The organism is Rhodococcus sp. D-46, from assembly GCF_011290655.1.
Classification (GTDB): domain Bacteria; phylum Actinomycetota; class Actinomycetes; order Mycobacteriales; family Mycobacteriaceae; genus Rhodococcus_F; species Rhodococcus_F qingshengii.
Genome location: NZ_JAANTF010000002.1, coordinates 57,862 through 73,639 on the forward strand (window position 1 = coordinate 57,862; position 15,778 = coordinate 73,639).

Genomic DNA, 15,778 nt, shown 5'->3' on the forward strand with positions numbered 1-15,778 from the left:
ACGGTCACAGGATGGCCGTTTGCTTTGTATCGTGACCGAGCTGGACGTATGTCCAGCAGTTTTGGTGGCTTCCTTTCGTGCCACACCTGCTTCGGTCCACGAGAAGAGAGCTCCACATGGCGCCACAACCCGTAGTCGACAACGCGGCCACGACGCGACGCACGCACATCATCCGGACAGTTCTCGCTGTCCTCGTCATCGCACCGCTGTCGATTGCGGCGTTCTACATGTGGGCACTGTGGGATCCGGGCGACACGGTCAACCGCTTGCCCGTCGCCATCGTCAACGCCGATGCGGGCACAGAACTCGACGGAACACGTCTGCAAGCCGGCGATGAAGTTGTTGCCGCACTCGTCGAGAGCGGAGACGTTGCATGGAAGGTCGTCTCGGAACAGGAAGCCGCCGACGGCGTCAACGACGGCACCTATTACTTCTCTGTCGTCATTCCGAAGACTTTCAGCGCGGATGTGGCCAGTGCCGCATCGGGTTCGGGCCGCAAGGCCGAACTCGACGTCTTGTACAACGATTACAACAGTCTGGTCGCCGGCCCGGTCGGTGAAAGCATCATCGCTCAGGTGCGCTCGGCGGTCTCCGAGTCGATCGGCGAGCAGTCCATCGACCAGGTGCTGGTCGGGTTGGGTGAACTCGGAACAGGATTCGGTGAAGCAGCAGCAGGAGCGCAACAGCTGTCCGACGGATCCTCCGAAGCGCTTGCCGGAACCAACGAGCTCTACGCTGGAAGCAAGGAACTCGCCACCGGCATGGGCGAAGCAAATCAGGGCGGCAAGGAGCTGGCCGCCGGAGCCGGCGAGCTGGCTGCCGGAGCTGGCGAAGCTGCTGCAGGCTCGGGCGAGCTGAGCAGCGGACTCAACCAGTTGGTCGGGGGCACCGACGAACTCGGCGCAGGCGCCCGACAGATCAGCGAAGTGGTCGACATGGTCACCACCCCGGTACTCGACCTCGCGGGGTCCTCGGACGCCGTCGTCGGTCAGATCGACGCCCTCACGTCGATGCTTCGAAACTCGGCCGATCCGGTCTCCGCCGGACTCGTCGAAGCCCTGGCTGGACTGCGGGCTTCCCTGACTGCACAACCGTCGGACGACGACGTGATCGGTCAGCTCGGCCAGCTTCGCGACGGCGCGCGGGAGATCTCGCGCCAACTCACCGATCCGAGCAGCGACTACCGTGGTGGGCTCCTTGCCGCCGCGGTCGGTGCAGGTGAACTCAACACCGGCCTGGGCCAACTGTCCGACGGTGCAGGCCAACTCGCTACCGGTGCACAGGAACTCTCCACCGGGCTGGGGCAGTTGGACACTGGAAGTATTGCGCTCCGTGACGGTCTCGGGCAGCTATCGGCCGGCGTCGGCGAGCTCGACGCGGGTAGCGCGGAACTCGCCACCGGTTTGTCCGACGGTGCCGCCCAGGTACCGCAGTTCACGGACGACGAGCGCGCCACCACGGCCAATCTCCTCTCTTCCCCGGTTGCCGTCGACGCGCGGAACAACTATCCCGCAGCCGGTTTCGGGCCGGGAGCCGTACCTGCCGTGATCTCGGTGGCACTGTTCCTGTGCGGAATTCTCACGTGGTTCGTCGTCCGCCCACGACGCGGACGTTCACTGAACTCGCACACCAGCGTGGTACGTGAGGGGCTGCGCCGCTACCGCATTCCCGCCCTGGTCACCTTGGTCGCGGCGCTCGTGTTGTCGGTGGTGTCACTGACCGTGGCAAACGTCGAACCACCTAGTGTTCTGGCGATGATCGCAGTGATGATCCTGGTGGGTGCCGCCGCGGTCAGCTCGGGCAGGCTCTTCACCGTTGTGTTCGGTGCCGTCAACGGAACCTTCATCGCTTTGGGCGCCTTGATGATTCAGATCTTCGCCTTCGGCGCGGTATACCCCATCGAACAGATGCCGACGGTTCTGCAGTGGCTGCACGCTCTGATGCCACTCACGTGGGCGCGCAACGCCATGCGCATGGTCCTTGTCGGATACTACGGCCCGAAATTCTGGGTGGCGGTAATCGCTCTGGCTGCCTTGGTGATCGGAGCCGTCCTGTTCACCATCTGGTGGCGCCGCCGACAAGAACCGCCGACCGACGCCGATGACGACGCGCCGATCACCGAGGAGATCGTGTACCTCCAGCAAACGCAAGCGTGAGCCGGATCAGCGAACGAGCGTCGTACGCATCAACATGACGTTGTAGTCGGCCCACGTGGTGGCAAGGAAGTACATATCCGAACCACTGGACCACGGGTGGATGTATGCGGCGTAGATACCGGGAACCTCGACCAGATTGACCAGTGTCTCCGGTGCCGTCCACGGACCGACCGGACTGGGAGCGGTTCGCATCACGATCGAACTGAACGCGTCGGCGTACATCGCCACGAACTTGCCGAGGAACTCGTTGTATTGAACGGAGACCTCACCGATGCGGCCGTCCATGACGGGTACGGCCGCAGCGGGATCGGCAAGGATCCAGCCGTTTCCGTTCCAGTACTCGTAGGCGGAAAGATCGAGGATCGCCCCCTCGGGCACGCGAGAAAGTCGAACCTCGCCGGATCGTCCCGCGGGGGTTCCGTAGTTGTAGACGAACCCGCCGTCCTTCACCATCGAGCTCATCTGGAAGTTCTCGCTACCGGCGACGGGGGCGACACCCGCGGGAAGAACCCCACCGATGTTGGGGCGCAGAGTTTCCGGACGAGTGGTCCACGTTTCGCCGTTGTCCGAGGAGGTGGCAATCTGCGAGTAGTTCGTGCTCCACTGCCCGGCCTCGCCCCAGTTACGCACCGACATGTAGCTCAGATACTGCACACCGTTCACTGCGATGCCGCTCGTGGGGATGCTGGAGGCCTCGACACCCGGAATCTTCAGACCGGAAATGATCTCACGCGCCTGAGCTGTGCCGTCCATCGGCGCACTGTCGATGCGCATACCGTCGGCCAGTACCCGATCCGAGCTGCGGAAGAGTACATTGCTTCGCCACTCGCCCACCAAACCGTCGCAGCCGGGGTTACGACTGAGCCCGGTGGTATCGCCGAAAGCGGTCAGAATCTGCCCCGCACCGTTGTCCCACATGATGCCCAGGTCGGTACCCAGGACATTGAAGCGATCAACGGTCTTGTTTGGACTGTATGTCCCGGTGACCTTTTCGATCGCGGCAGTACGACCGGACAGACCTGGCAACCCTCCGGTGTTGCCGTTGAGCCACGGCGCCGCATTGGCCGGACCACCGCTACTACCGACGCCACTGACTCCGACGCAGCCCGGCGCAGCCATCGCCGGCGAAGCCACCGCCGTGACGGCAGCAGCTGCCAGAGCAGCAACTACCCCGAACACCCCCAACGATCTCCCCGCGCGAAACATGACTCCCCCATGGCCGGGATTGTTGGTGTTGTCGTCGTCGTTCCCCCCGAACCTCGGACAATCTAGCAACTGCAGTCACAGATAACCCAATCCGACAAAGACGCGAAAAGGCCTGAAAGTCATAGTAGTTCAGACTTTCAGGCCTTTTCGGACAGAGAAGATCAGTCAGTAGGTCAGCGCGCTCCGCTCGCACCGCCGTCGAGTGGAATCACCGCGCCGGTCAGATAAGCCCCGGCACGTGAAGCCAGGAAGATGGCAAGACCTGCAGCATCCTGGGGAGTTCCGACCCTGCCCAACGGGACCGAGTCCGCCACAGCCTTTGCACTCTGCTCGTCCGCGAGGAGGAATGCCATCATCTTCGACGGGAACGGGCCCGGCGCAATGGCATTGACCGTGATCTGTTCCCCCGCAAGCGTTGCCGCGAGCTTGCGCGTCAACATGTGTACCGCAGCCTTACTGGCTCCGTACGAGAAGTTCTCCGAACCCGACACCACGAGTCCGTCGATCGATCCGATATTGATCACGCGCGCGGGATCTTCCGCCGTGGCTGCAGACCGCAACTGCGGCAACAGCTTCTGCGTCAGGAGGAAGATTGCCTTGACATTGATGTCGAAAATCTTGTCGAAGCCTGCGGCCGGAAAATCGTCGACGGGAGCTCCCCACGTGGCACCGGCGTTGTTGACCAGTACGTCGAGCGTCGGCGAAATCTCGGCGACCTTCGCAGCGAGGCTCTCGATCCCCTCGTCCGTGGACAGATCGGCCGGATGCGAGATGCAGGTGCCGAACTCCGAAAGCTCTCGCGCGGCTTCGTCACAGGCTTCGGCTTTTCGGGCCGAAATGACGACCGTCGCTCCGCCTTCGACAAACCCGCGAGCGATCATGTATCCGATGCCGCGTGATCCACCGGTGACCACAACGGTCTTGCCACTGACGTCGAACAGTCCCTCGATCAAGCTCATGCGACCTCGAAAAGCCCGGCAGCGCCCATACCGCCGCCGATGCACATGGTCACCACCACGAGCTTGGCTCCGCGCCGTTTTCCTTCAAGAAGAGCATGGCCGACCAGACGAGCGCCCGTCATTCCGTACGGATGGCCGACGGAGATACCGCCGCCGTCGACGTTGTACTTCTCGGGATCGATCCCGAGCTTGTCGCGGCAGTACAGGGCCTGAGAGGCGAAGGCCTCGTTGAGTTCCCAGAGATCGATGTCGTCGACCTTCAGGCCGTGAAGATCCAGCAGACGCGGAATCGCGAACACCGGTCCGATGCCCATCTCGTCGGGAGCGCAACCCGCGACAGCCATGCCACGGTAGATACCGAGAGGAGCCAACCCGCGGCGTTGCGCCTCGCCTGCCTCCATCAGCACCGACGCCGAAGCGCCGTCGGAGAGCTGAGACGAGTTGCCCGCAGTGATGGACGAATGAGCACTGACAGTCCCGTCGGCCAGAACCGGTCGCAGACTCGACAGCCCTTCCAACGTGGTGGAAGCGCGGTTGCCTTCGTCGCGGGTCAGCGTCACGGACTCGCTGCGGATCTCACCCGTCTCCTTGTCCTGCACCTGCTTGATCGAGGGCAGCGGGACGATCTCGAGATCGAACCGACCTGCGTCCTGGGCCGTTGCGGTCCGCTGCTGGGAAACGAGCGCGAACTCGTCCTGCTGCTCGCGGGTGACTCCGTAGCGCTCGGCGACGATCTCGGCCGTATGCAGCATCGGCATGTAGATCGACGGCTTGTTTTCCTTCAGCCACGGATCAGCCGCGCGGAAGTTGTTCATGTGATCGTTCTGGACCAACGAGATCGATTCGACTCCGCCGCCGACCGCGATCTGCATTCCGTCGTCCACGATCTGCTTGGCTGCGGTTGCGATGGCCATGAGACCGGACGAGCACTGACGGTCGATCGTCATTCCGGAAACCGAATCCGGAAGCCCGGCCCGCAGCACCGCTTGCCGTGCGACGTTGCCGCCGGAAGAGCCCTGCTGCAGCGCGGCGCCGAGGATGACGTCCTCGACCTCGCCGCCCTCGAGGCCCGCGCGCTGAACTGCATTCCAAATGGCATGTGCAGCAAGCTCTTGAGCCTGAGTGTTGTTGAACGCGCCGCGGTACGCCTTACCGATCGGGGTACGGGCGGTGGAAACGATGACAGCTTGCCTCATCGGGGAATCCTTTCGTCGAACACGAAGTGCTGTGCGCCTTTATTAACCGCCGGGGGTTAATAAAGGCGCACAGCAAGAATCAGGGCTGGAACACGACGCGACCGACCGTGGTGCCGTCGCCGAGGCGACCGATACCGTCGGCAACGTCCGTCAACGACAACCGCTCACTGATCAGTGGTTTGACCAAGCCGGCATCGGCGAGCCTGGTGAGCTCGACGTGGCAGTCGTCGATGGCCTGCTGGTTGTAGGCCTTGTACAGCCCCCAGTGCAGTCCGATGATCGAATAGTTCTTGATGAGAGCGTGATTGAGTGCCGGCTGCGGGATCGTGCCACCGGCGAAGCCGATGATGACGATCCGTCCCTCGAAGGCGATGCACTTGGTGGACTTCGCGTATGCGTCGCCGCCGACCGGATCGAAGACCACGTCGGCGCCCTTGCCGCCGGTGAACTCCTTGACCGCTGCCACGAAGTCCTCACTGTGACGGTCTACGACGAGGTCTGCGCCGAGCTTGCGCGCGTACTCGGCCTTGTCCGGGCCGCCGACGACACCGATCACCTTGGCGCCTGCCGCCTTGCCGAGTTGCACTGCCGCACTACCGACACCACCCGCAGCAGCGTGGACCAACAACGTCTCACCCTCAAGCAGTTGGGTGCGGCGATGCAGAGCGAACCACGCTGTCTGATAGCCGATGCTCAGAGCGGATGCTTCCGCGTCGTCGAGAGCCGACGGCGCCGGGAACGTGTTGTTCTGATCCAGTACCGAGTACTCGGCGAATCCGCCGGACGGCAGACTCGGATTACCGATCACCCGGTCCCCCACTGCGAATTTGGTCACCGATTCACCGACCGAGACCACTTCACCACACAGTTCGACACCGGGTGTGAAGGGCAGCGGCGGCTTGATCTGGTACTCACCCCGGCACATGAGGACGTCGGGGAAGTTGGCCGGAGCCGCCAGCACCTTGACCAACATCTCCGTCGCATTCGGGGTGGGATCCGCGGTCTCCTCCAACGCGAGCACATCGCGGGGTTGACCGAGTTCGTTGACGCGCCAAGCCTTCACAGCAATTCTCCAGACAGATAGTGGGTGAGTTTCAGGACGAGATCGGGAGGTCGACCAACTCGGCGAGGCGTGCCCGATGCTGATACGCGGTTCCCAGCGACAGCTGATCGCTCTTCGCCCGTTTGAGGTACAAGTGCGCCGGATACTCCCACGTCATTCCGATACCACCATGAAGTTGGACGCACTCCTCGGCAGCATGAACCGCGACGCCGCTGCAGAATGCCTGGGCCACCGTCGCTGCGATCGCCGCATCGGCGTCGCCGCGTGCATAGGTGTCCGCCGCATATCGTGCTGCCGCTCCCGAAGAGCTGACTTCGAGCCAGAGATCGGCGAGGCGGTGCTTGATCGCCTGGTACGAACCGATCGCCCGGCCGAACTGCTTGCGCTCCTTCACATACGCGAGAGTCGTTTCGAGGCACCACTGAGCTACAGCGAACTGTTCGGACGCCAGAAGTGCGCTTCCACAGAGCAACGCTTCCTCAACCGCTTGCGCCGCATTGCCGCTGTCGACACGGACCGACGACGACCCCGAGAACTCGACGTCCGCCAATCGGCGCGTCATGTCCAGGGACAGAACCGGCGTGACGGTAGCGTCGGCGATCCGAACGGTATGCAGCTCCAGACCGCTTTCACCCGCAACCGGAACAACAAGAACATCGGACTCGGCGACGCCGGCAACCGTCGTGACGCTGCCGACGAGTCCACTCGCCGTTGCCTTGACAGTAGGTGTGAAAGTTCCTGGTGCAGTGGACAACGGGACGACCAGAGCAGCCGTCGAATCCCCCGCTGCCAATTGACCGAGCACCTCGGTCTCGCCGGCCTTCAGCAACGCCGTCGTCGCCAGCACCGCGCTGGTGAAGAACGGAACGGGAGCGACCGCACGTCCGATCTCCTCCATCACGACCGCCGCCTCACGCGTCGACGCACCTGCCCCGCCCAGTTCCTCGGGTACCAGCAGTCCCGCCAAACCGAGTTCCGACGCCAGCGACTTCCACAGCCCGGTGAAGTCGGCGGACACGTCGTCGTACGCCGTGACCACGGTGTCGGCGCCGGCGCGCTCGCTCAGCAGTCGTCTGACGCTGGCTCGCAGATCTTGTTCGGTCTCGGAGTACAACAGATCGGCGCTCATCGGGGTAAGTCCTTCCAGGCGATGTCCTTGTCGACGCGATGCTCGGGCGGCAACCCGAGTACACGTTCTGCGATGACGTTGCGCAGGATCTCCGACGTTCCACCCTCGATCGAATTGCCCTTGGCTCGCAGGTACCGGTATCCGGGTTCACGCCCGGTGAAGTCGACGGAATCCGGTCGACGCAGCGTCCAGTCGTCGTAGCGCAGACCGGCTTCGCCGTGCAGCTCGAGGTCGAAACCCGAAATCTGCTGAGCCAAACCGGCAAACGCGAGCTTCATTCCCGAGCCTTCGGGGCCGGGCTGGCCGGCGGCGAGCTGCTGGCGCAGTCGCTCACCGGTCAGACGCGCAACTTCGGATTCGGTCCAGAGCCGCATCAACTCGTCGTGCATCGCCGGATTACGCAGCTCGGGCTCCTCACGCCAGGCCTGAGCGACCTTTCCGATCATGCCTCCCTCACGCGGTGCGCCCGAACCGATGGCAACACGCTCGTTGTTCAGGGTGGTGGTCGCAACCTTCCACCCCTGGCCTTCGGCTCCGAGGCGATTGGCGTCCGGAATCCTGACGTCCGTGAGGAATACCTCGTTGAATTCGGCCTCGCCGGTGATCTGACGCAGCGGCCGGACATCGACGCCCGGATCGGTCATGTCGCAGATGAAGTAGCTCAGACCCGCATGCTTGGAACGTGACGGATCGGTCCTGGCCACGAGAATCGCCAGCTGCGCATTCTGCGCGCCCGACGTCCATACCTTCTGCCCGTTGACTATCCAGTCGTCGCCGTCGCGGACGGCGCGGGTAGCGACGGCCGCGAGGTCCGAACCTGCGCCCGGTTCACTGAACAGCTGGCAGTAGACCGTCTCCGCAGTCCACAACGGGCGCAGGAACTTCTGCTTCTGCTCCTCGGTGCCGAAGGCAGCGATGGTCGGTGCCGCCATGCCCAGTCCGATCCCGTTCTTGCCGGTGGCCGGGCCCGGTGCACCGGCGGCCTCCAGCTGAGCGTTCACCTGACGCTGAAAGCTCTGCGGTACACCGAGCCCCCCATGACCTTCGGGGAAATGAACCCACGCCAGTCCGGCGTCGAATCGTGCGCCGAGGAAGTCCGATACCGACACGCTGTTCGGATCGTTCTCCGCGAGAAGCGTGTTCACCTTCTCGGTGAGATCACGCGATACTGCCTCTTCGTCGAAAGCCATGCCCATTCCTTCGGTTCGAGCGGTGAGCGGACGGTCAGTCCTTCGGTCCACCGGCGACGTAGACGACCTGACCGGAAACGAAGCCTGCGCCTTCGCTGACGAAGAACGACGCGGTGTGCGCGATGTCCTCGGGCTGTCCGACGCGATTGACCGGAATCTGCGAAGCGGCAGCGGTCTTGAAGTCCTCGAAGCCGACGCCCATGCGCTCGGCCGTTGCGGCGGTCATCTCGGTTTCGATGAATCCGGGGGCAATAGCGTTCGCGGTCACGCCGAACTTGCCCAGCTCGAAGGCCAATGTCTTGGTGAAGCCCTGCATTCCGGCCTTCGCCGCGGAGTAGTTGACCTGTCCGCGGTTGCCGAGAGCCGACGTGCTCGAGAGGTTCACGATGCGGCCGAACTTCGCTTCCACCATGTACTTCTGCACCGCACGCGACATGAGGAACGCTCCGCGCAGGTGGACGTTCATCACCGAATCCCACTCGGCAACGCTCATCTTGAACAGAAGGTTGTCGCGAGTGATGCCGGCATTGTTGATCAGCACGGTAGGTGCACCCAGTTCTGCGGCCACACGATCAACTGCTGCAGCGACCGAAGCCTCGTCGGAGACGTCAGCGCCGACGGCCAGTGCCTGTCCGCCTGCGGCCTTGATCGCGTCGACGGTTCCGGCACACGCCGCTTCGTCGAGGTCGAGCACGGCGACGGCAAAACCGTCTTCCGACAGTCGCTTCGCTACTGCCGCACCGATTCCGCGTGCTGCACCCGTGACAATTGCGGTTCTACGTTCCTGGCTCACTGGCCCTCCATACTTTCGTGATTCGACGGACACCGGACGATCTCGTCAGATCCCGGCCTGATCTGCAATTTCCCTGGCTTTGGCGACCAAGGCGTCAATACGTTCCACGGTGGGAGTTCCGCTCTCGGCGGCATTCTGCGGTTCGTCGCGGGCGCGACGCATCACGCCCTCGGCGATCACGGCAATCTTCCACAGTCCCAACGTGTGCCAGAACTTCAGCGCAGCAGGGTCCCGTCCGGTGGCCTCGAGATAGATCCGGGAGATCTCCTCTCGCGAGGGGAATCCCGGGAGTGCCGACGCCGGGAAATCGCCGCCGGTATTCTCACCAGCCGCCGGCCAGTACGCCAACAAGCTTCCGACGTCCGCCAACGGATCACCGAGAGTGCAGAGTTCCCAGTCGAGGGCCGCGACAACTTCGCCGTTCTGAGCGGAGGTGATCACATTGCGCAAGTGAAAGTCGCCGTGCACCAACGTGGTTTCGGTATGAGCCGGCTGAGCTGCAATCAAGCGTCGCGTGAGATCGTCGAGATCGGGGCATTCCCGCGTCTTCGACTGTTCCCACTGCCCACCCCAACGCTTCAGCTGCCGTGCAGCGTAGGGCTTGTGGCTTGCCAGGTCGTCGAGGCCGGCCTGCTCGAGGTCGACGGCGTGTATCTTCGCCAGCGTCTGAGCGAGCGAGATTCCGATTGCCCGGCGACGATCTTCCGACAACGCCTCCGCAAGAGGCATTCGGTCCACCACTTCGCCGTCCACGAATTCCATGAGGAGCAGCGGAACTTCGGTGACGGCAGGATCCTCGGTCAACCCGAATACTCGCGGCGAAGGCACGTCGGTGGATTCGAGAGCGCTCAGGATTCGAGCCTCACGCGCCACGTCGTGAGCCGAGGCCAGCAGATGCCCCAGCGGTGGGCGTCGTAGCACCCAGCGATTGCCGTCCTGATCGCGAACCAGGTACGTGAGATTCGACTGCCCCAAGCCGATTCGATCGAAGGACAACGGCCCGGAAAAGTCGATCCCCAGGCCTGCGATCCACCCGGTGACCGCTTCGGTATCGAGTCCCACTACTCCGACGCTAGCCACCGACGGACGCTCCCTGCCGGAACGGGAGTGCGTCACCCAACAACTGGCCACCGTCGATGGTCATGATCTCGCCGGTGATCCACTGGGCTGCATCCGAAACCAGGAAGGCAATGGCAGCGGCCACGTCCTCGGGTTCACCGATGCGTCCGAGAGCAGTCGACGCGGACACCGCTTCTTCGTGTTCTTTCCACAGAGCTTCGGCGAGTTTGGTTCTCACCACTCCCGGCGCAACGGCGTTGACACGAATCTTCGGTGACAACTCGAGCGCCAACTGCTTGGTGATGTGGATCAGAGCAGCCTTCGACGCGTTGTACGTACCGATTCCCGCCTCGAACGCCATGCCGCCGATCGAAGCGGTGTTGACCACGGAACCACCGTGCTCGCCCATCCAGGCCCGCGCTGCGAGGCCGGTCCACAGGACTGGAGCCCACACGTTGACGTCGAAAGTCTTGGCGAAGCGCGAGTGATCCTGGTTGATGATCGGCCCGAACGACGGGTTGGTGCCCGCGTTGTTCACCAAGATGTCGAGACTGCCGAAACGCTCGATCGTCTGCTCGACGCACTTGCGTGCAGCATCCTCGTCCGTCGCGTGAGCGCCGACGCCGATCGCGTTGCCGTTCACCTGCGCGGCAGCCGCATCTGCGGATTCCTGTGAGCGCGAAGTCAGTACGACGTTTCCGCCCGCCGCCGCAATCGCCTGCGCGGTCGCGAGGCCGATGCCCCGCGATGCGCCTGTGACGATTGCCGTCTTACCAGTGAGATCCAGTCCTGCCATGTCAGTTCGCCTTGACTTCGCGGTACTTGCGCAGTTCCTGCTTGGCGATGGCGCGCTTGTGCACCTCGTCCGGGCCGTCGGCCAGGCGAAGGGTGCGCATGTGGGCGTAAGCCATCGCGAGCGGGAAGTCGTCGGTGACGCCGCCACCGCCGTGAACCTGGATGGCGCGGTCGATGATCTTGAGCGCGATGTTCGGTGCCGCAACCTTGATGGCTGCGATCTCGGTGCGCGCTTCCTTGTTGCCCACCGTGTCCATCATGTGTGCGGCCTTGAGTGTGAGGAGTCGAACCATCTCGATGTCGATACGAGCCTCGGCGATCCAGTCCTGGATATTCGCGTTGTCACTGACGGGCTTTCCGAAGGTGATGCGGGTGGATGCGCGCTTGCACATCAGTTCCAGTGCGCGCTCGGCCATTCCGATTGCACGCATGCAGTGGTGGATGCGGCCGGGGCCGAGGCGGGCCTGGCTGATCGCGAATCCTTCACCCTCACCGGCGAGAATGTCCTTGGCCGGGACGCGCACGTCCTCGAAAGTGATCTCGCCGTGTCCTTCGCGGTCCTGGTAGCCGAAAACCGGCAGGTTGCGCAGGATCGTGACGCCGGGAGCATCGATCGGCACGACCATCATCGACTGCTGACGGTGGGTGGCGGCATTGAAGTCGGTCTTACCCATGACGATCAGAACCTTGCAGTTCTGGTGCAAGGCGTTGGAAGCGAACCACTTACGGCCGTTCAGCACGTACTCGTCGCCGTCACGGTCCATACGGAGCTGGATGTTGGTGGCGTCGGAGCTGGCAACCTCGGGCTCGGTCATCGCGAAAGCGGAACGAATTTCGCCTTCGAGAAGCGGCTTGAGGTACTTCTCCTTGTGCTCGTCGGTGCCGAAGAGCGTGAGCACCTCCATGTTTCCCGTGTCCGGAGCGGCGCAGTTGGTGGCCTCGGAGGCCAGGTGGCTGCGGCCCATGATCTCCGCGAGCGGTGCGTATTCCAGGTTGGTCAGGCCGGGGCCCCATTCGGGATGGGGATGGAAGAGGTTCCACAGCCCGCGGGCCTTGGCTTCCTTCTTCAAGTCGTCGATGATCGGCGGCTGAAAGTGCGGGTTACCGGACTCACGCATCTGCTCTTCGTAGACCGCTTCGGCCGGGTAAACGTGCTTGTCCATGAAATCGAGCAGTTCGGCCTGGTACTTCTTGGTGCGATCCGAGAACTCAAACACTGACATGTGAACTCCTGACAGAGAGGGAAGGAAAATTGGGGGCTCGATGTTCGAGATGGCTGTTGACACCCTCGACGACATCCGGGCCGTGAAATGCGTTCAGCATCAGCGATTCCGCACGCCTGGCGGAATCGGTGAAGGTCGAGTGCGCGTCGGCACTCATCTGAGATTTGATGACGGAGAGGGACGTCGGCGAGCAGTTCGCCGCGATGTCCTCGGCGTAAGCAATCGCCGCATCCAGAACGTCACCGCCGCTGACCAGGTGGTCGATCAAACCGATACGGTACGCCTCGTCGGCATCCACCATCCGGCTGGAAAGCAGAAGATCGACTGCTCGACTGTGCCCGACCAAGCGGGGCAACATCCAGGAGATGCCGTACTCCGCAATCAGGCCGCGACGCGCGAACGCGGTAGTGAATCGTGTTGCGCTCGAACCGAAACGAACGTCGCAGTACAGAGCCTCGACCATTCCGAGCCCGGCAGCGACGCCGTTGACGGCGGCGATCAGCGGCTTGCGGATGGTGGTCGGGAAATGACGGTCTCGCGGCCGGACAAGATCACTTTCGGAGACTTCGCCGACGTTCTTCAAATTGCCGAGGTCAGCCCCCGAGCAGAATCCTCGGCCGGAGCCGGTGACAACAATTGCTCGGACACTGGGATCTTCGTCTGCCATGGCCAGAAAGTCGTAGTACTGATCTTCGAGCTCGTTGGTCCACGCGTTGAGAACGCGGGGCCGATTGAATGTCAGAACCAGCACCGCTCCTCTCTGCTCGGAGAGGACGAGTTCCTCGGTCATCGTGTTCCCGCGAGGAGCGACGCCTGGTACCGGCGCATCCCGCGCAGCCAACGGTCGTAGTCGGCGCCCTTCTGCCGGTACATGTCCAGCACGTTCTTGTGCGGAAGGATGAGAAATTCTTCGGCATCCACTGCCGCAAGAACGATTTCGGCGCATTCGGCAGGCTCGAGAACATTGCCTGCCGCAAGCACGGCTCCGGTTGCGGCCTTGCCGACCGGATCGCCGGAGTTCTCACCTTCGTAGAGAAGCTTGGTGTTGACGCCCATCGGGCACAGGCAACTGACGCGAACACCCTGATCTCCGTAGGTGATCGAGAGCCACTCGGCAAACGCGACCGCGGCATGTTTGGTCACCGAGTACGCGGCGGACCCGACCTGACTGAGCAAGCCGGCCGCAGAGGCCGTGCTGATGAAGTAGCCCTCCCCGCGCTCCGTCCAGCCGGGGACGAGGAGCCTGGCAGCGCGAATGTGGGCGCGAACGTTGACGTCGATCGTCGTGTCCCAGACGTCTTCACTGATGTCGAGGCCCATGCCACCGGTGACGCCGGCATTGGCGAAGTAGAGGTCGACCGGGCCGAATTCCTTTTCCGCCTGCGCGATCAGGCCCGCAATGACCGTCTCGTCGGAGACGTCGCCACCGGCAGACACGGCCGCTCCGGGACGCTCCGCGTTGATCGCCTCTGCTACTGCCGAAGCTGCTGCCCCGTCCAGGTCAGCCACTACGACGCGAGCACCCTCGGCAGCCAGTCGCTCGGCCAGTGCACCGCCGATTCCCCCGCCGCCACCGGTGACAATTGCTACCTTCTGGGCAACCTTCATGAGCGATTCCTCTCGCTTGCGTCATACCTACGCGCTGACAGTGATCCACGTCTCCCCTCATGTATAGTTGAATCCGGCGTCAGTTTCAACCGTCGAATCGCGACGGTCACCCGAACGGCCCGTTCCGTCCTCCTGAACTGCGAGTAAAGGGATAACGATGACTGAAAACCAATTGCCCGTCCGCCCGTCCACCTTCGCCGAGCTCGAGAAGCTCATCGGCCAGGAACTTGGCCCGACGGAGTGGTACGACATCACCCAGGAGCGCATCAACGCGTTCGCCGAAGCCACAAACGATCATCAGTGGATTCATGTCGACCCGGAACGAGCCGCATCGAGCCCGCTCGGCAGCACGATCGCGCACGGACTCTTCAGCCTCTCGCTGGGACCCCAGTTCTCCTACCAACTCATCCACTTCGACGGCTTCGCCCACAGCCTCAATTACGGCTACGACAAGGTTCGCTTCCCCGCTCCCGTTCCCGTGGGATCCCGGGTCCGGATGCGCGCAACCGTCGTGTCCGCGGAGCAGTTGCCCGGCGGAATCCAAGTGAAGATGAGCCAGGTGGTCGAGCGCGAGGGTTCCGACAAGCCCGTCGTGGTCGCCGAATCCGTCGCTCGCGTCGTCGAAAAGAGCTGAACCGAAAAGAGCTGAACCGAGACTGGGACGCCCGGCCGCTCGAACATCGATGCAGCCGGGGCGGCCCACCTCGTCAGAGACGGTCGGGGAACTTCAGAGCGTTCGCCCACAGATCGGTCACAGTGGCGACAATCTGATCGAACTCCGGTGAACGCCCGTCCACCTCACCCTCACGAAGGGTGAACAGACTGTAGGCGAGTCGACTCACCATGCCGGACAGAGCAATCGACGCCGTCATCGGATCCAGCGCCGTGTCCGCGATGCCGCGGGACTGCAGATCTGCGATCCCGCGGGCATTACGGCGTATGAACGCATTGGCACGCTCGCTGCGGAACTTCCGGAACTCCGGGTCGATGTGAGCAACCTGCTCCATGAGCCCCATCAACTTCGCATTGCGTTGATACGCGGCCAGATACGCTCGATTACTTGCCTCGAGCACGGCGTACGGATCGTCCGCGCTCGCAACGCGTCCCATGCCCGGGTGCATCATGTCGTCTCGCGCGACCTCGAGGACGGCGGCGAACACCTCTTCCTTGTTCGCGAAGTACGTGTAGAACGATCCCGTCGCGCAACCGGCTTCTTTTGCGATGTCGATCAAACGTGCATCGAGATAGCCACTGCGCTCGAAAACCTTACGGGCAGCAGCAACCAATGCCGCACGCGTGCGTGTCCCCCGCTCGGTGGTCGGTCGATCCCGGAGCAGCGCGGGCGGAGCCACCGGTAAGGCGGCAATTCGCGATTCGTCGTCGAGCACGGTGCGCTCCTCA

General features: G+C 63.1%; 15 protein-coding genes. 2 read left to right on the top strand and 13 right to left on the bottom strand.

All coding sequences use genetic code 11. The features are described from left to right. The first annotated feature begins 116 nt into the window (after positions 1 to 116). Entirely contained in the window at positions 117 to 2,156 is a 2,040-nt protein-coding gene (locus tag G9U53_RS04945) for a YhgE/Pip domain-containing protein (RefSeq protein WP_058038317.1), read from the top strand. A gap of 6 nt (positions 2,157 to 2,162) precedes the next feature. Here the strand turns inward: G9U53_RS04945 and G9U53_RS04950 are convergent, their stop codons facing one another. The 12 genes from G9U53_RS04950 to G9U53_RS05005 all read right to left on the bottom strand — a co-directional run bounded on the left by G9U53_RS04950 (position 2,163) and on the right by G9U53_RS05005 (position 14,377). Further along, entirely contained in the window at positions 2,163 to 3,362 is a 1,200-nt protein-coding gene (locus tag G9U53_RS04950; protein ID WP_165638392.1) for a DUF4185 domain-containing protein, read from the bottom strand. 173 nt (positions 3,363 to 3,535) lie between these two features. Then, positions 3,536 to 4,321 carry a RhlG family 3-oxoacyl-ACP reductase gene (locus G9U53_RS04955; protein WP_161120568.1) on the bottom strand — a complete coding sequence of 262 codons (786 nt, stop codon included), beginning with the start codon at positions 4,319 to 4,321 and terminating at the stop codon, positions 3,536 to 3,538. Continuing rightward, a complete protein-coding gene (locus tag G9U53_RS04960) occupies positions 4,318 to 5,517 on the bottom strand; it encodes an acetyl-CoA C-acyltransferase (RefSeq protein ID WP_165638393.1) in 1,200 nt (399 codons plus the stop codon). Before G9U53_RS04960 ends, G9U53_RS04955 begins: the two co-directional genes overlap by 4 nt. A gap of 79 nt (positions 5,518 to 5,596) precedes the next feature. Further along, entirely contained in the window at positions 5,597 to 6,580 is a 984-nt protein-coding gene (locus G9U53_RS04965) for an NADPH:quinone oxidoreductase family protein (RefSeq protein WP_003943088.1), read from the bottom strand. Positions 6,581 to 6,611: 31 nt separating this feature from the next. Beyond that, positions 6,612 to 7,709: an acyl-CoA dehydrogenase family protein gene (locus G9U53_RS04970; protein ID WP_064074991.1), complete on the bottom strand. Its 1,098-nt coding sequence runs from the start codon at positions 7,707 to 7,709 to the stop codon at positions 6,612 to 6,614. Next, on the bottom strand, positions 7,706 to 8,899 hold the full coding sequence (locus tag G9U53_RS04975; RefSeq protein WP_165638394.1) for an acyl-CoA dehydrogenase family protein: 1,194 nt from the start codon (positions 8,897 to 8,899) through the stop codon (positions 7,706 to 7,708). Before G9U53_RS04975 ends, G9U53_RS04970 begins: the two co-directional genes overlap by 4 nt. 34 nt (positions 8,900 to 8,933) lie before the next feature. Next, positions 8,934 to 9,692 (bottom strand): 3-oxoacyl-ACP reductase FabG, encoded by a 759-nt coding sequence (gene fabG, locus G9U53_RS04980; protein WP_020909429.1) that lies wholly within the window; start codon positions 9,690 to 9,692, stop codon positions 8,934 to 8,936. Positions 9,693 to 9,737: 45 nt separating this feature from the next. Continuing rightward, complete coding sequence (locus G9U53_RS04985) at positions 9,738 to 10,772, bottom strand: phosphotransferase family protein (protein ID WP_165638395.1); 1,035 nt, start codon at positions 10,770 to 10,772, stop codon at positions 9,738 to 9,740. Beyond that, positions 10,765 to 11,547: an SDR family oxidoreductase gene (locus G9U53_RS04990; protein WP_007730827.1), complete on the bottom strand. Its 783-nt coding sequence runs from the start codon at positions 11,545 to 11,547 to the stop codon at positions 10,765 to 10,767. Before G9U53_RS04990 ends, G9U53_RS04985 begins: the two co-directional genes overlap by 8 nt. A 1-nt stretch (position 11,548) precedes the next feature. Next, positions 11,549 to 12,769, bottom strand: a complete 1,221-nt coding sequence (locus G9U53_RS04995; protein ID WP_019745701.1) for an acyl-CoA dehydrogenase family protein — start codon at positions 12,767 to 12,769, stop codon at positions 11,549 to 11,551. Next, positions 12,756 to 13,559 (bottom strand): enoyl-CoA hydratase-related protein, encoded by an 804-nt coding sequence (locus G9U53_RS05000; protein WP_047269420.1) that lies wholly within the window; start codon positions 13,557 to 13,559, stop codon positions 12,756 to 12,758. The genes G9U53_RS04995 and G9U53_RS05000 overlap by 14 nt, the downstream gene beginning before the upstream one ends. Beyond that, a complete protein-coding gene (locus G9U53_RS05005) occupies positions 13,556 to 14,377 on the bottom strand; it encodes an SDR family oxidoreductase (RefSeq protein WP_003942864.1) in 822 nt (273 codons plus the stop codon). Before G9U53_RS05005 ends, G9U53_RS05000 begins: the two co-directional genes overlap by 4 nt. A gap of 157 nt (positions 14,378 to 14,534) precedes the next feature. Between G9U53_RS05005 and G9U53_RS05010 the strand changes: the two genes are divergently transcribed. After that, positions 14,535 to 15,011, top strand: a complete 477-nt coding sequence (locus G9U53_RS05010; RefSeq protein ID WP_003942878.1) for a MaoC family dehydratase — start codon at positions 14,535 to 14,537, stop codon at positions 15,009 to 15,011. A gap of 73 nt (positions 15,012 to 15,084) precedes the next feature. Here the strand turns inward: G9U53_RS05010 and G9U53_RS05015 are convergent, their stop codons facing one another. Then, the gene (locus G9U53_RS05015; RefSeq protein WP_054187502.1) at positions 15,085 to 15,765 is read right to left on the bottom strand and encodes a TetR/AcrR family transcriptional regulator; all 681 of its coding nucleotides are present in this window, start codon (positions 15,763 to 15,765) and stop codon (positions 15,085 to 15,087) included. Positions 15,766 to 15,778: the final 13 nt, after the last annotated feature.

Excerpts from the sequence above, each read along its gene's own strand:
- G9U53_RS04945 (WP_058038317.1), top strand. The coding sequence starts at position 117 with ATGGCGCCACAACCCGTAGTCGACAACGCGGCCACGACGCGACGCACG.
- G9U53_RS04950 (WP_165638392.1), bottom strand. The coding sequence starts at position 3,362 with ATGTTTCGCGCGGGGAGATCGTTGGGGGTGTTCGGGGTAGTTGCTGCT.
- G9U53_RS04955 (WP_161120568.1), bottom strand. The coding sequence starts at position 4,321 with ATGAGCTTGATCGAGGGACTGTTCGACGTCAGTGGCAAGACCGTTGTG.
- G9U53_RS04960 (WP_165638393.1), bottom strand. The coding sequence starts at position 5,517 with ATGAGGCAAGCTGTCATCGTTTCCACCGCCCGTACCCCGATCGGTAAG.
- G9U53_RS04970 (WP_064074991.1), bottom strand. The coding sequence starts at position 7,709 with ATGAGCGCCGATCTGTTGTACTCCGAGACCGAACAAGATCTGCGAGCC.
- G9U53_RS04975 (WP_165638394.1), bottom strand. The coding sequence starts at position 8,899 with ATGGCTTTCGACGAAGAGGCAGTATCGCGTGATCTCACCGAGAAGGTG.
- G9U53_RS04990 (WP_007730827.1), bottom strand. The coding sequence starts at position 11,547 with ATGGCAGGACTGGATCTCACTGGTAAGACGGCAATCGTCACAGGCGCA.
- G9U53_RS04995 (WP_019745701.1), bottom strand. The coding sequence starts at position 12,769 with ATGTCAGTGTTTGAGTTCTCGGATCGCACCAAGAAGTACCAGGCCGAA.
- G9U53_RS05000 (WP_047269420.1), bottom strand. The coding sequence starts at position 13,559 with ATGACCGAGGAACTCGTCCTCTCCGAGCAGAGAGGAGCGGTGCTGGTT.
- G9U53_RS05005 (WP_003942864.1), bottom strand. The coding sequence starts at position 14,377 with ATGAAGGTTGCCCAGAAGGTAGCAATTGTCACCGGTGGCGGCGGGGGA.
- G9U53_RS05010 (WP_003942878.1), top strand. The coding sequence starts at position 14,535 with ATGACTGAAAACCAATTGCCCGTCCGCCCGTCCACCTTCGCCGAGCTC.